This is a genomic window from Streptomyces sp. NPDC059166, assembly GCF_042755185.1.
GTDB lineage: Bacteria > Actinomycetota > Actinomycetes > Streptomycetales > Streptomycetaceae > Streptomyces.
Window position 1 is genome coordinate 1 of sequence record NZ_JBHZCI010000007.1, and the last position, 13,859, is coordinate 13,859.

The following is a 13,859-nucleotide window of genomic DNA, read 5'->3' on the forward strand; positions in this document are numbered from 1 at the left end:
GGGGGGGGGGGCGGCGCGGGGGGGGGGCGGGGGCTCGCGGTGACCCCCCCCCCCCACCGCCCCCGGGCGGCCCCCCCCCGCCCCCCCCCCCCCGGGCGGGGGGGGGGGCGCGCCCCCCCCCCCCCCCCCCCCCCCCCCCCCCCGGCCGCTTCCGTACCCGGCTGCAGTCCTCAGCGCGGCAGCTGCGCCTCGATGGCCGCCACGACCTCCGGGTCCTCCGGCTCGGTGCGCGGACGGATCCGGGCGACCGGTTCGCCCGCCGGGGAGATCAGGAACTTCTCGAAGTTCCACTGGACGTCACCGGCCGCGCCCTCCGCGTCCTCGAGCCGGGTCAGCTCCGCGTAGAGCGGGTGCTGCCCCTCGCCGTTGACGTCGGTCTTCTCCAGCAGCGGGAAGCTGACCCCGTAGGTCGTCGAGCAGAAGGTCCGGATCTCCTCCGCGTTCCCGGGCTCCTGGCCCATGAACTGGTTGCACGGCACTCCGAGGACGGTGAACCCCCGCTCCCCGTACTCCTTCTGGAGCCTCTCCAGGCCGGCGTACTGCGGAGTGAGGCCGCACTTGGACGCGACGTTCACCACCAGGACGGCTGAGCCCGCGTAGGCGCCCAGCGTGGTCGGTTCGCCGGTGAGCGTGCGGAGCGGGATGTCGTGCAGTGTCATGTGCTGTCTCCTCCTGGGCGTTGCCTTGACCTCATTGTGGCGCCCCGTGCCCCGAGGCCTCCGCGGGGCCCAGCCTCCGGTAGTAGTACGTCGTCGCCCTGAGCGTGCCGTACGGGTCCGCCGCGTAGTCCGGGACGGAGCCGCAGGCGGTCCAGCCCGCCGAACGGTAGAGCCGTTCGGCGTCACTCCCGGTCTCGGTGTCCAGGACCAGCAGCGTCAGCCCTTCCGCCGCGGCGGACCGTTCCGCGGTGGTGAGCAGCGCGCGGCCGACCCCGCGGCCGCGCGCCGAAGGCCGCACCACGAGCTTGGCGATCTCCGCGCGGTGGCGCGCGTTGGGCATGGGCTGCCTGACCAGGCTGATGGTGCCCGCCACCCGCTGGTCGTCCCGGGCGACCCAGATCCGGTGGCTGCCCGACTCCACGGCGGCCGCCCGCTCCCGCCACCAGGCGGCGGCCGCCGTCCGGTCGAGCGGGGCGAGGAAGCCGACAGAGGCCCCGTCGTCCACCGTCTCGATCAGCAGAGCGGCGAGCTCGTCGGCGTACGTGACGAGCTCAGGGCCGGACACCTGGGCGATCTCGGTCATGGGGTGATCCTTTCGCGTTTCGGTGCGGGAAGGGCTCAGGACAGGATGATCGGCAGCGCGTGACGGAGGGTGCCGGGGTGATTCTCCGCGCGCCGATGGGGTGATGGCGTGTCAGGCTATTGAACGGTACATAAGCAACATTCGACTCAGGTCGGATGTTGAACGGGAGCCGAGGAGGCTGACATGTCTGGAAGTACGACGGGGGCGCGCAGCGACCATGACCCCGCCGGGGCGGGCAGGGGAACGTCCGGCAAGGGGGTGTCCGGCAAGGGCGCCCCGTCGGGCTGGACCGTGTTCGCCGGCGTGATGATGATCTTCGGCGGCGCCATGGCGATCTTCGAGGGCATCGCGGCCATCGCCGAGGACGACCTGTTCGTCTCGACCCGGAACTACACGTTCCAGTTCAGCCTGACAGGCTGGGGGTGGATCCACCTCATCCTGGGCATCGTGGTCGTGGTCGCCGGTTTCGCCGTGTTCAGCGGCGCGATCTGGGCGCGCGGCGTCGGCGTCGTGCTCGCCGGGCTCCTCGCACTCGCCAACTTTCTGTGGCTCCCGTACTACCCCCTCTGGTCCCTCGTCCTCATCGCGGTCAACGTCTTCGTCATCTGGGCGCTGTGCTCGGGACCGCAGAAGGGCGTTCGAGCCTGAGGACCAGGACGTAGGAGACCACCACCGAGACGATGACCAGCGGCATCACGGTGACGCCCGAGGACCCCAGCAGCAGCGTGGCCAGCAGCACCGAGGTCATCGGCAGTCGCAGCATGGCCACGCACATGGCGCCGATCCCCATCGCGAAGCCGGACGTGGCATGGAGGCCGGGCAGGTGCGAGAGCACCAGCCCGGCCGCCGCTCCCAGGAACATCGCCGGGAAGATGGGGCCGCCCCGGAACGCGCCGAGGGAGGCGGAGTAGGCGAGCGCCTTGCAGGCGATCAGGACCAGAAGCGTCCCGACCGTGTAGGCCGCCTCGCCGGCCAGCAGGCCACCCAGGTCGTCCTGGCCGGAGTACAGCACCTCGGAGGCGTTCCTCCCCGTGCTCTCGGCGTAGAGGAACGCGAGAGCACCCACCGTCAGTCCCATGGCCACCGTCCAGATGACGCGGCGCCGCTCGACCCGTTCCTGGAGGGACAGGGACAGCCTCTTGACGCCCGTCCCGGCGAAGGCCGCCACGGCCCCCAGGAGGACGGCCCAGCCGAACTCCGCGAGCGAGGGGTGGGGGGTGTGGGGCACGTCCGGGAGGGCGAGCGAGTACGTGCCCAGGCCGGTCCACGACCCCAGGCCCACGAAGATGAGCGACCCGATGCCGGCGGCCAGCAGGCCGGGCACGAGGACGAGGCCGAGCATCATCCCGGCGAGGCCGGAGGCCTCCATCAGCAGGAAGGCGCCGAGCAGTGGTGAGCCCAGCAGGGCGCTGACAGCGGCGAAGCTGCCGGCGGCCGCCACCAGCGCGCCGGCCCTCGGCGCGATGCCCGGCTTGACCAGCCGTGCCGCGCAGGCGGCCAGCCCGCCGCCCAGGGCGATCAGCGGCGCCTCGGGTCCGAGGACCGCGCCGAGCCCGAGTGTGGCCAGCGCGGCAAGGGCGACCCCCGGCAGTTCGGCGGCCGTCGGAGCTCCGGTGCTCACCATCCCCTCGGCCGGTCTGTGCCCGCCGGTCCCCGGAAGGTGGCGGATGGCCAGTGCCGTCAGCAGGCCCGACAGGGCCAGCAGCGGCACCGGCCACCAGTTCGGTGTCCCGTCGAATCCGAGGGCACGGGGCAGGTCTGTGTAGGTGAGGGACTCGATCTCGTGGACGAGCGCCAGGAATCCGAACGCCGCCGCGGAGATGGGCACACCGAGTGCGGCCACCAGGACCAGGTGGGCCACGTACTCCCGGGAGCGGATCACCGCGAGCGGATCCGGCGACTCCGGGCCGGACGCCGCGGCCGGTTCGGCGGACATGGTCATGGTCTCCTCGCGGTCGGGTCCCGGTCGGTTCCGCACATCGACCGGTTCCCCACGGTGATACCACGATGTGCTGCTATGTCAGGTGATGTGACCAGTGGGGGTGTTCGGTGAACCGGCCCGCCGGCGGGGACCGTCCTCGACCGCCGGCAGGCGTCCCGCGGCCACGGCGCGCACCAGCGCCCGGTGGTCCCGCTCGTTCTGGTCGGCGTACAGCTCGGCGAACTCCGCCAGCGCCCGGTCGAACACGTCGCTCCGGCCGAGATACGCCGCGATGGCGATGCGGTCGCCGGACCGGGCGTGCGCGCGGGCCAGTGTCGTCCCGCACAGCTCGCCGAAGGCGGACATGTCGACAGGTGTCATCAGCTCAGGCCGGGCGATGCCCTTCCAGTCGCGCAGCTGGCGTACGTAGAAGTCGCGGACCTTCCCGTCGATCCCCTCGACCCGCTCCCATCCCAGGAAGATGTCCCCGGCGGCCTGCATCAGCCGCTGGCCCGCCACGACCCGCCGGCCCTGGTTGCGGTAGGCGCTCGCCCCCGCGTGCGGCGCCAGCACCGAAGTGTCCGCCTCCTTGGCCTGGAGGAGGAGGGGATCGCCGCCGTCCCGTCCCAGCAGCAGGATGATCCAGCACCGGGTGCCGACACTTCCCACCCCGACGACCTTGCGTGCCATGTCCACCGGCCGGTAGTCGGCCAGCAGCGCCCTGCGGTCCGACGGCAGGCTGCGCCCGTAGCGGTGGATGAGGTCCGTGAACTGCCCTTCCCGCACCCGGCGTTCCTCATCGGACAGCAGGTCGCGGACAGGTACCAGCAGTGGGGGGTCGGCGGCGATCCGTACGCTCCCGCCGTGCACCTCGGTGAGCTTGCCGAACGCCTGCAGACTGTCCCGGCCCCGGGCCTTCGCCGTGGCCCGGGCCACGCGCCTGCGGCCCCGTGGGGCGAGCCGGTCGGCCGCCAGGGACGCCAGGAGGCCGGCCTCGATCTTCGTGTACCAGAGCTCCAGGTTGCGCATGCCCGCGAAACGCGACATGGACTCCCGGTACGACCGCACGGCGGCCCGGACCACGCCGGCCCGTTCCCCGAGGCCGAAGCCGTTGGCGCGCCCGGCGATGACCAGGCTGGCCGACAGGCGCTTGACGTCCCATTCCCAGGGGCCCGGCAGCGTCTCGTCGAAGTCGTTGATGTCGAAGAGCAGATTGCGCTCGGGGGAGGCGAGCAGCCTGAAGTTCAGCAGATGGGCGTCACCGCACAGTTGCGCGCGGATCCCGGATACGGGTGTTCCGGCGAGATCCGAGGCCATGACCGCCGCGGCCCCGCGATAGAAGCGGAACGGTGACTCGGTCATCCGCCCGTACCGGATCGGGACGAGCTCCTGGACCCGGGCCGCGGACTGGGCCTCCAGGATCTCCAGAGGGTCCGGCCGCCCCGCGGCAGCCTCGTACGCGCGGTGACCCGACCGGGGTGCCCTCTTGCGCGCCGCCTTGCCGAGCGCGGCCCGTTCCCTGGGTGTCGCGCCCGGTGCGGCGCGCAGCGGTGAGGCGGATTCCTCGGCCATGACGGACCTCCCGGAACGTGCGCCGGGCCGTCCGGCCGGCCCGTGTCCCCATCATCCCGGCCCGGGCGGGATCCGGCCGCCCGAAGCCCCCGGGTGCGGCGGGAGCCCGGTCACGCACGCGGTCGGATGCCCGCCCCGTCCTGCCCCACCCGGCGCCAGACCGCCCGCTGGCCCCTGAGCGCGAGCGCACCCACCACGATGAGCACGGTGATGTTGACGAGCAACTGGATGAGGGATCCCCACGCCTCGGTCCAGCTGGCGAAGGCCGTCGAGACGCTCACGGCGGAAGCCGCCGGGATGGTCGTCACGGAGATGAAGACCCCGAGCAGCGCGCCCGTGCGGGACTCGGTGAGCGAGACGATGCCGACCACACCTGCCAGCGCGGCGACGGCGAAGGAGAAGAAGTTGGGGGTGTTGATCAGGTCGGAGACAGGCCGCAGCCCCCGGTCGAACGCCGCCGACTGCAGGCCGAAGGCACGGATCAGCAGGCTGAAGAGGAAGGTGACGACGATCGTCAGCAGCAGTCCCGCGCCCAGGGCGCGGAGGCCGGAGCGGACCATGGCCCGGTTGCCCCGGTCGATGCCCAGGGCCACGGCGACGATCGCCCCGTACTCCGGGCCGACGATCATGGCCCCCACGATGAGGATCTGGGAGTTGGTGACGATCCCGACCGAGCCGATGAGGCCCGCGACGACCAGGTACAGGTAGAAACTCGGCGCGTACCTGCCTTCGGAGCGGATGCGCGCCTCCACCTGCTCCCACACCGGGGCGTGTGCGAGCCTGCCCAGTCCGCGCATCGCGGCATCGGTCGCCCGCCCCGGGAACGCCAGGTCCACCTGCTCCACCAGGAGCGACCCGCGCACGTCCACCCCGAGTTCGCGCAGGGAGTGCAGCACCGCGTTCGCAGCGCCCGTGAGCACGTCGCAGGAGACCTCGTCCCCGTCCGGACGGTGCACGGAACCTCGCCGCACGGTCAGGTTCAGGACGTACGGGTCACCCGCAAGCAGTTCCTCGACCCGATCGGTGAGATCGTGCGGGCTGACCGCCCGGACATGGATCATGTCCACGCGACGCCTCCCCGGCGGGTCCGTGAGGGGTGTACCGGACGGCGGCCTTCGCGCGGGAACGGACGGGTATGGGCGGCCATGGAGCGATACCCTCCCACAGCTGCCCACGCCCCACCCGGCGAGCGGCCGACCGGCGCGCCGGAGCGGACCACACCCGTGGTGCCCCGGGCGCCTCCCCGGCGGAGCCCGCCCGGGGCGCCCCCTGAGAGGATGCACCTGTGGAGTCCCCCGAGCCCCTCCCCGGCGTCCCCGGACCACCCGCCGAGCCGCCGCGCCCCGCGGACCGCCGCACGGTACGGTGCGCCCTGTGCGGCCGCCCCCTCACCAGCACCGAGTCACGCCGGACCGGGCTCGGCCCCGCCTGCGACGCCGCCCTGCACCCGCCCGGCCCGGACATCCGCCACCGCCGCCACGAGGTGGAACAGGACCCGCTCCCGGGCGCCTGAAACGGCTCGGCGGCTCCCGGGCACCCTGGACCGCCCCGGACGGCTCGTGGGCGCACGAACGGCGCCGGGCGGCTCGTGGGATGCCGGAACCGCTCCCGCCGCCCCGCGCGGTCCCACGCGCCGCCGCTGAGACCGCCCCGGACGATCAGGCCCCGCCGAGCCGCCGGAACAGCCCCTCCTGCACCACGGACACCAGGAGCTGCCCCTGGCGGTCGTAGATCCTGCCCCGGGCCAGCCCCCGGCCACCCGTGGCGATCGGCGACTCCTGGTCGTACAGGAACCACTCGTCCGCCCGGAACGGCCGGTGGAACCACATCGCGTGGTCCAGCGAGGCCATGTCGAAGCCGCGCGGACCCCACAGCGGCTCGACGGGGATGCGCACCGCGTCCAGGAGGGTCATGTCGCTGGCGTACGTCAGAGCGCAGGTGTGGACGAGCGGGTCGTCGCCCAGCGGACCGACCGCCCGCATCCACACCGCGCTGCGCGGGTCGGCGTCCTGGATCTCCTCACGGGTCCACCGCAGCCGGTCGACGTAACGGATGTCGAAGGGCTGGCGCCGGGCCATCCGCTCCAGCGCCTCGGGCAGGCCGCCGAGGTGTTCCCGGACCTCGTCGGCCACCGTCGGCAGCTCGTCCGGATCGGGCACGACGCGCGCCGGCGGGAGCTGGTGCTCGAACCCGGCCTCCTCGGGGCGGTGGAACGACGCGGTCAGATTGAAGATCGTCCGGCCCTGCTGCACCGCCGTGACCCGGCGCGTGGTGAACGAGCGGCCGTCCCGCACCCGCTCCACGTCGTACACGATCGGCACGCCGGGGCGCCCCGGGCGCAGGAAGTACGCGTGCAGCGAGTGCACCGGACGGTCCCCGTCCGTGGTGCGCCCGGCGGCCACCAGCGCCTGGCCCGCGACCTGGCCGCCGAAGACCCGTTGCAGGGACTCCTCGGGGCTGCGGCCACGGAAGATGTTGACCTCGATCCGCTCCAGGTCGAGCAGATCGACCAGGCTGTCGGCGGGGTTCGTCATGCGGTTCTTCTCCACTCTCCTGGCCGGTGCGCCGTCACATCCGGCCCACGGCCGTGACCCGGACGACGGCCCGGCCCTCCTCGTCGGAGGCCGCGAGATCGACCTCCGCACGAATTCCCCAGTCGTGGTCCCCGGCCGGGTCGGCGAAGGCCTGCCACACCCGCCACAGCCCGTGCCCGGGGTCCTCGTCGATCTTCAGCAGCTTCGGGCCGCGGGCGTCCGGGCCGGTTCCCAGGTCGTCGTGCTCGTCCCAGTACGCGTCCATGGCCTCGCCCCACGCGTCCTCGTCCCAGCCCGACTCGGCGTCCAGCTCGCCCAGGTCACGCACCCTGTCCAGGGCCGCGAGCTCGACCCGCCGGAACATCGCGTTGCGCACCAGGACCCGGAAGGCGCGGGCGTTGGCCGTGACCGGCTTGACCTCGTCCGCCCGCTCCTGCGCCTGCTCGGCGGTCTCCACCTCCGGATTGGCCAGCTGCTCCCACTCGTCCAGCAGACTGGAGTCCACCTGCCGCACCATCTCGCCGAGCCAGGCGATCAGGTCTTCCAGGTCCTCGGACTTCAGGTCGTCCGGGATGGTGTGCTCCAGGGCCTTGTACGCGCTCGCCAGATAGCGCAGCACGATGCCCTCGGTGCGGGCCAGCTCGTAGTTCGAGGTGAACTCGGTGAAGGTCATGGCCCGCTCGAACATGTCCCGGATCACCGACTTCGGCGACACCGGGTGGTCGCCGACCCACGGGTGGCTGGTGCGGTACACGTCGTACGCGTGCCACAGCAGCTCGCTCAGCGGCTTGGGATACGTGACCTCCTGGAGCCGCTCCATGCGCTCCTCGTACTCGACCCCGTCCGCCTTCATCTGCCCGACGGCCTCACCGCGCGCCTTGTTCTGCTGAGCGGCGAGGATCTGCCTCGGGTCGTCCAGCGTCGACTCGACGACGGAGACCATGTCCAGGGCGTACGAAGGGGATTCGGCGTTCAGCAGGTCGAAGGCGGCCAGCGCGAACGTGGACAGCGGCTGGTTGAGCGCGAAGTCCTGCTGGAGGTCGACGGTCAGCCGCACGATCCGGCCCTCCGCGTCGGGGGTGTCGAGCCGCTCCACCACGCCGCCGTCGAGCAGTGAACGGTAGATCGCGATCGCACGGCGGATGTGCCGCAGCTGCGCCCTGCGCGGCTCGTGGTTGTCCTCCAGCAGCCGCCGCATCGCCTCGAAGGCGTTGCCCGGACGGGCGATGACCGAGAGCAGCATCGTGTGCGTCACACGGAAGCGCGAGGTCAGAGGCTCCGGCTCGGACTGGATCAGCTTGTCGAAGGTGGTCTCCGACCAGGCGACGAAGCCCTCGGGGGCCTTCTTGCGGACCACCTTGCGCTTCTTCTTCGGGTCGTCGCCGGCCTTCTTGACGGCCTTCTCGTTCTCGATGACGTGCTCGGGGGCCTGCGCCACGACGAAGCCCGCGGTGTCGAAGCCGGCCCGCCCGGCGCGGCCCGCGATCTGGTGGAACTCCCGGGCTCGCAGTGTGCGCACCCGGGTGCCGTCGTACTTGGTCAGCGCGGTGAACAGCACCGTGCGGATCGGGACGTTGACCCCGACCCCCAGGGTGTCCGTACCGCAGATCACCTTCAGCAGACCCGCCTGGGCGAGCTTCTCCACGAGGCGGCGGTACTTGGGCAGCATGCCCGCGTGGTGCACCCCGATGCCGTGGCGGACGTAGCGCGAGAGGTTCTGGCCGAACTTGGTGGTGAAGCGGAAGCTGCCGATCAGGTCGGCGATCTTCTCCTTCTCCTCCTTCGAGCACATGTTGATGCTCATCAGCGACTGCGCCCGCTCCACCGCCGCCGCCTGGGTGAAGTGCACGATGTAGACCGGCGACTGCCGGGTGTCCAGGAGCTCGGTCAGCGTCTCGGTGATCGGCGTCAGCCGGTACTCGTAACTCAGCGGCACCGGCCGGGTCGCCGAACGCACCACCGACGTCGGCCTGCCGGTCCGCCGCGTCAGGTCCTTCTCGAACATCGAGACGTCGCCGAGCGTCGCCGACATCAGGACGAACTGGGCCTGCGGCAGCTCCAGCAGCGGGATCTGCCACGCCCAGCCGCGGTCCGGCTCCGCGTAGAAGTGGAACTCGTCCATCACGACCTGGCCGATGTCGGCGTACTTCCCGTCGCGCAGCGCGATCGACGCGAGGACCTCGGCGGTGCAGCAGATGACCGGGGCGTCGGCGTTGACCGAGGCGTCGCCGGTGAGCATGCCGACGTTCTCCGTGCCGAAGAGCTTGCACAGGTCGAAGAACTTCTCCGACACCAGCGCCTTGATCGGCGCGGTGTAGAAGGTGACCTTGTCCTGGGCCAGGGCGGTGAAGTGCGCACCGGCCGCGACCAGGCTCTTTCCGGAACCGGTGGGGGTGGAGAGGATCACGTTCGCCCCGGAGACCACCTCGATCAGCGCCTCCTCCTGAGCCGGATAGAGGGTGATGCCCTGCGATTCGGTCCATGACGAGAAGGACTCGAAGAGGGCGTCCGGGTCGGCGGTCGGGGGGAGCTGATCGATAAGGGTCACGCCCCCATCTTGCCTGCCTCGTGCCCGGATGCGGGAACCGGCGGACGGGGTGAAGATCACGGACGATACGCTTCCCACTCAACTCGGCTGTCCCGCACAGCCATACGGGGGCCTGGCCTGATCGCACGGCCGAACGACGATGGGGGCGCGAACACACATGATGGGACCGGCACACTCTCTGTCCGGGGCGGCGGCCTGGCTGGGGGTGGGCGCCGCGGCGGCCGCCGCGGGCCACACCATGCCCTGGCCCGTCCTGGTGGTCGGTGCCCTGATCACCGCGGGGGCGGCACTCGCCCCGGACCTCGACCACAAGTCGGCCACCATCTCGCGTGCCTTCGGCCCGGTCTCCAAGGCCGTCTGCGAGATCGTCGACAAACTGTCGTACGCGGTCTACAAGGCGACCAAGAGCCCCGGCGACCCGCGCAGGACCGGCGGGCACCGCACCCTCACCCACACCTGGCTCTGGGCGGTGCTGTGCGGTGCGGCCGCGTCGGTCGCCGCGATCACCGGAGGCCGGTGGGCGGTCCTCGCGATCCTCTTCGTCCACCTCGTCCTCGCCGTCGAGGGCCTCCTGTGGCGCGCGGCACGCGTCTCCAGCGACGTCCTCGTCTGGCTCCTCGGCGCGACCAGTGCCTGGATCCTCGCGGGAGTGCTGGACAAGCCGGGACACGGCGCCGACTGGCTCTTCGACGCGCCCGGCCAGGAGTACCTCTGGCTCGGCCTGCCGATCATCCTCGGCGCGCTCGTCCACGACATCGGGGACGCGCTGACGGTCTCCGGCTGCCCGATCCTGTGGCCGATACCGCTGGGACGCAAGCGCTGGTACCCCCTCGGGCCGCCCAAGGCCATGCGCTTCCGGGCCGGCAGCTGGGTGGAGATCAAGGTGCTGATGCCCGCCTTCATGATCCTCGGAGGCGTGGGCGCGGCGGCGGCGCTCAACGTCATCTGACCACCGGGGGCCTGCTCCGGGAGCGTCCGGCCCGACGCCGTAGGACCATGGCTCCATGCTGCTCGCCCGGCTCGCCCGCGTGTCCCTGGAAGTGGCCGCGACCTCGGCCCGGTCCCGCAAGACCGCCCTGCTGGCGGGAATCTTCCGGGACGCGGAGCCCGAGGACGTCCCGGTGGTCATCCCGTATCTCGCGGGCCGGCTCCCGCAGGGGCGGCTGGGGATCGGCTGGAGCGCGCTGCGCGGGCCCGTGACGCCCGCCGGGACCCCCACCCTCATGGTGGCGGAGACGGACGCGGAGCTGACGGCGATCGGCGCCCTGAAGGGGCCCGGCTCGCAGGCCGCCCGCAAGGAGCGGCTGGCGCGGCTCCTGGGCGCCGCCACGGAGGACGAACAGCACTTCCTGCGGGGACTGCTCACCGGAGAGGTACGCCAGGGAGCGCTGGACGCCCTCGCGGTCGACGCCCTGGCCGACGCCGCGGGCGCGCCCGCCGCCGACGTACGGCGCGCGGTCATGCTCGCCGGAGCGCTCGGACCGGTCGCACGCGCGGTGCTCGCCGAGGGACCGGCGGCCCTCGCGTCCTTCCGGCTCACCGTCGGCCGGCCCGTGCAGCCCATGCTGGCGCACTCGGCCCGCGCCGTCGCCGATGCGGTCGACCGGCTGGGGCCCTGCGCCGTCGAGGAGAAGCTGGACGGCATCCGCGTCCAGGTGCACCGCGACGGCCCCCGGGTAGGCGTCTACACCCGCACGCTCGACGACATCACCGACCGCGTCCCGGAGATCGCCGCCGCCGTCGCCGGTTTCCGCGCCGACCGCTTCATCCTCGACGGCGAGGCGATCGGCCTCGGCGCGGACGGCAGACCCCGGCCGTTCCAGGAGACCGCGGGCCGCCTCGGCTCGCGCCGGGACGTCGCCGGAGCGGCCGGAGCCGTCCCCGTGGTCCCCGTCTTCTTCGACCTGCTCTCCGTGGACGGACGAGAACTCCTCGACCTCCCCCTCACCGAACGCCACGGCGAGCTCGCCGCCCTGGTCCCCGAAGCGATGCGCGTACGGCGTGTGGTCGTGGAGGACGCCGACGACGGGGAGCAGCGCGCGGCCGCGGAGGCGTTCTTCGAAGCCACCCTCGCCCTCGGCCATGAGGGTGTCGTGGCCAAGGGCGCCACGTCGGCGTACAGCGCGGGGCGGCGAGGTGCCTCCTGGCTCAAGGTGAAACCCGTGCACACCCTCGACCTCGTGGTCCTGGCCGCCGAATGGGGCCACGGCAGGCGCACCGGGAAGCTCTCCAACCTGCACCTGGGCGCACGCCGGGACGACGGCACGTTCGCCATGCTCGGCAAGACCTTCAAAGGGCTCACGGACGCGATGCTCACCTGGCAGACCGAACGCCTCCGGGAGCTGTCCACGGGCGACGACGGGCACGTGGTGACCGTCCGCCCGGAGCTCGTCGTCGAGATCGCCTACGACGGCCTCCAGACATCCACCCGCTACCCGGCGGGTGTGACACTCCGCTTCGCACGGGTGCTCCGCTACCGCGAGGACAAGCGGCCGGCCGACGCGGATACCGTCGACACGGTTCTCTCCCGCCGGGTGTGAGCGGGTGTGAGGACACGCCCCGGCCCCCGCCCGGCGGGGCGGGGGCCGGGGCAGAGACCGGTCAGCCGCGGGCGTCCGCCCCCGCGGTGTGCGCCCGGATCTCCTCGGGCGTGAGATAGGCGTCGGTGTACTCGAACGCGCGCAGCGTCGCCTGCTTGCGCGCCTGGAACCCGGTACGCACGAAGTCGTCACCGGCGATCGCGTTGAGCAGCCAGTTGGTCATGACCCGGGTCTTGGCGACGTTCGTCCGCAGAGCCGCCCAGTGGTAACCACGCGCCGCGGCCTGGGCCGGCATCCCGCTCAGCTCGATGCCCAGGGGCTTGGACACCGCGTCCCGGCCACCGAGGTCCACGACCAGGCCGAGGTCCTTGTGGACGTAGGGCGACAGCGGACGCCCGCGCAGCGAGGCGATGATGTTGTCCGCGAGCTTGCGGCCCTGGCGCATGGCGTGCTGAGCGGTCGGCGGGCAGATGGAGCCGTCGCCCTTGGCCAGGTCCGGCACCGCTGCCGCGTCGCCGAGGGCGAACACCCCGTCGACGCCCGGGACCGACATCTCCGGCGTCACGGCGAGACGCCCGCGTACCGTCTCGGCTTCCAGCGTCGCGACCAGCGGACTCGCCGCGACCCCGGCCGTCCAGATCAGCGTGCGGCAGGGCAGGACCCGGCCGTCGGTGAACGTCACCTTGTCCGGCCCTGCCTCGGCGACGGACACCCCCAGCGAGACCTCGATGCCCCGCTTGCGCAGGATCTCGAGAGCGCTGCGCCCGAGCTTGTCGCCCAGTTCGGGCATCAGCTTCGGGGCGATGTCGATCAGGTGCCACTTGATCAGCCTTGGATCCAGCCGGGGATAGTGCTTGACGGCGTTGGTGGTCAGCAACTGCAGGCACGCCGCCGTCTCCGTACCGGCGTATCCGCCGCCCACGACCACGAACTGCAGCCGCGACGCCCGTTCCTCCTCGTCGTGGCTCGCGTCGGCCAGATCCAGCTGGGAGATGACGTGGTCCCTGATGTAGGCCGCCTCCGCGAGGGTCTTCATGCCCCTGGCGTTGTCGACCAGCCCGGGGATGTCGAACGTCCGGGTGATGCTGCCGGCGGCGAGAACGATGTAGTCGTACGGTTCGTTGACGATCTCGTCCGTGATCATGCGGACCACGCAGACCTTCGCCTTGGTGTCCACACCGATGGCCCCGCCGGGCACGATCCGGGTGCGGTGGCGCCGGCTGCGGCGCAGCGAGACCGCGACCGACTGCGGGGTGAGCACGCCGGAGGCGACCTGGGGGAGGAGTGGCAGGTACAGCTGGTACGAGAACGGGGTGACGAGCGCGATGTCCGCCTCGCCGGGGGCGAGGCTGCGCTCCAGCCGGCGCACGCACTCGACCCCGGCAAAGCCGGCGCCGACAACGAGGATCCTGGGTCGTGCCACGGTGTGCGTCCCTTCTCGGGCTTACGCGGTCATCGCTCGCCTGCCCCGTATCCGGAGCCAGTCACTCCCTCATCCTCAC

At 72.2% G+C, this 13,859-nt stretch carries 12 protein-coding genes; 4 read left to right on the forward strand and 8 right to left on the reverse strand.

Translation table 11 applies throughout. The features are described from left to right. Positions 1 to 170 precede the first annotated feature (170 nt). The gene (locus ACFXOA_RS07225; protein WP_385023531.1) at positions 171 to 659 is read right to left on the reverse strand and encodes a glutathione peroxidase; all 489 of its coding nucleotides are present in this window, start codon (positions 657 to 659) and stop codon (positions 171 to 173) included. A gap of 31 nt (positions 660 to 690) precedes the next feature. Then, positions 691 to 1,242: a GNAT family N-acetyltransferase gene (locus ACFXOA_RS07230; RefSeq protein WP_385023533.1), complete on the reverse strand. Its 552-nt coding sequence runs from the start codon at positions 1,240 to 1,242 to the stop codon at positions 691 to 693. A 183-nt stretch (positions 1,243 to 1,425) separates the two neighbouring features. Here ACFXOA_RS07230 and ACFXOA_RS07235 point away from each other — a divergent pair, with 183 nt between their 5' ends. Beyond that, positions 1,426 to 1,890: a hypothetical protein gene (locus tag ACFXOA_RS07235; protein WP_385023535.1), complete on the forward strand. Its 465-nt coding sequence runs from the start codon at positions 1,426 to 1,428 to the stop codon at positions 1,888 to 1,890. On the opposite strand, the gene ACFXOA_RS07240 is transcribed toward ACFXOA_RS07235, so the two are convergent. From ACFXOA_RS07240 to ACFXOA_RS07250, 3 genes are all read right to left on the reverse strand, one after another. Continuing rightward, on the reverse strand, positions 1,844 to 3,178 hold the full coding sequence (locus tag ACFXOA_RS07240) for a chloride channel protein (RefSeq protein ID WP_385023537.1): 1,335 nt from the start codon (positions 3,176 to 3,178) through the stop codon (positions 1,844 to 1,846). The two genes, ACFXOA_RS07235 and ACFXOA_RS07240, sit on opposite strands and share 47 nt — an antisense overlap. An 84-nt stretch (positions 3,179 to 3,262) precedes the next feature. Continuing rightward, complete coding sequence (locus tag ACFXOA_RS07245) at positions 3,263 to 4,735, reverse strand: DUF2252 domain-containing protein (protein ID WP_385023539.1); 1,473 nt, start codon at positions 4,733 to 4,735, stop codon at positions 3,263 to 3,265. Positions 4,736 to 4,845: 110 nt separating this feature from the next. After that, the gene (locus tag ACFXOA_RS07250; RefSeq protein WP_385023541.1) at positions 4,846 to 5,802 is read right to left on the reverse strand and encodes a DUF389 domain-containing protein; all 957 of its coding nucleotides are present in this window, start codon (positions 5,800 to 5,802) and stop codon (positions 4,846 to 4,848) included. 218 nt (positions 5,803 to 6,020) lie between these two features. Between ACFXOA_RS07250 and ACFXOA_RS07255 the strand changes: the two genes are divergently transcribed. Continuing rightward, positions 6,021 to 6,248, forward strand: coding sequence for a DUF6011 domain-containing protein (locus ACFXOA_RS07255; protein WP_385023543.1), 228 nt, complete (start codon positions 6,021 to 6,023; stop codon positions 6,246 to 6,248). Positions 6,249 to 6,393: 145 nt separating this feature from the next. Here ACFXOA_RS07255 and ACFXOA_RS07260 read toward each other — a convergent pair whose 3' ends face one another. After that, complete coding sequence (locus ACFXOA_RS07260; protein ID WP_385023545.1) at positions 6,394 to 7,269, reverse strand: acyl-CoA thioesterase; 876 nt, start codon at positions 7,267 to 7,269, stop codon at positions 6,394 to 6,396. A 34-nt stretch (positions 7,270 to 7,303) separates the two neighbouring features. Beyond that, entirely contained in the window at positions 7,304 to 9,817 is a 2,514-nt protein-coding gene (locus ACFXOA_RS07265) for a DEAD/DEAH box helicase (RefSeq protein WP_385023547.1), read from the reverse strand. Between the two features lie 157 nt (positions 9,818 to 9,974). Between ACFXOA_RS07265 and ACFXOA_RS07270 the strand changes: the two genes are divergently transcribed. After that, entirely contained in the window at positions 9,975 to 10,766 is a 792-nt protein-coding gene (locus tag ACFXOA_RS07270; protein ID WP_385023549.1) for a metal-dependent hydrolase, read from the forward strand. Between the two features lie 55 nt (positions 10,767 to 10,821). Further along, positions 10,822 to 12,357: an ATP-dependent DNA ligase gene (locus tag ACFXOA_RS07275; protein WP_385023551.1), complete on the forward strand. Its 1,536-nt coding sequence runs from the start codon at positions 10,822 to 10,824 to the stop codon at positions 12,355 to 12,357. A 61-nt stretch (positions 12,358 to 12,418) separates the two neighbouring features. Here ACFXOA_RS07275 and ACFXOA_RS07280 read toward each other — a convergent pair whose 3' ends face one another. After that, positions 12,419 to 13,780, reverse strand: coding sequence for an NAD(P)/FAD-dependent oxidoreductase (locus tag ACFXOA_RS07280; RefSeq protein ID WP_385023553.1), 1,362 nt, complete (start codon positions 13,778 to 13,780; stop codon positions 12,419 to 12,421). Positions 13,781 to 13,859 lie beyond the last annotated feature (79 nt).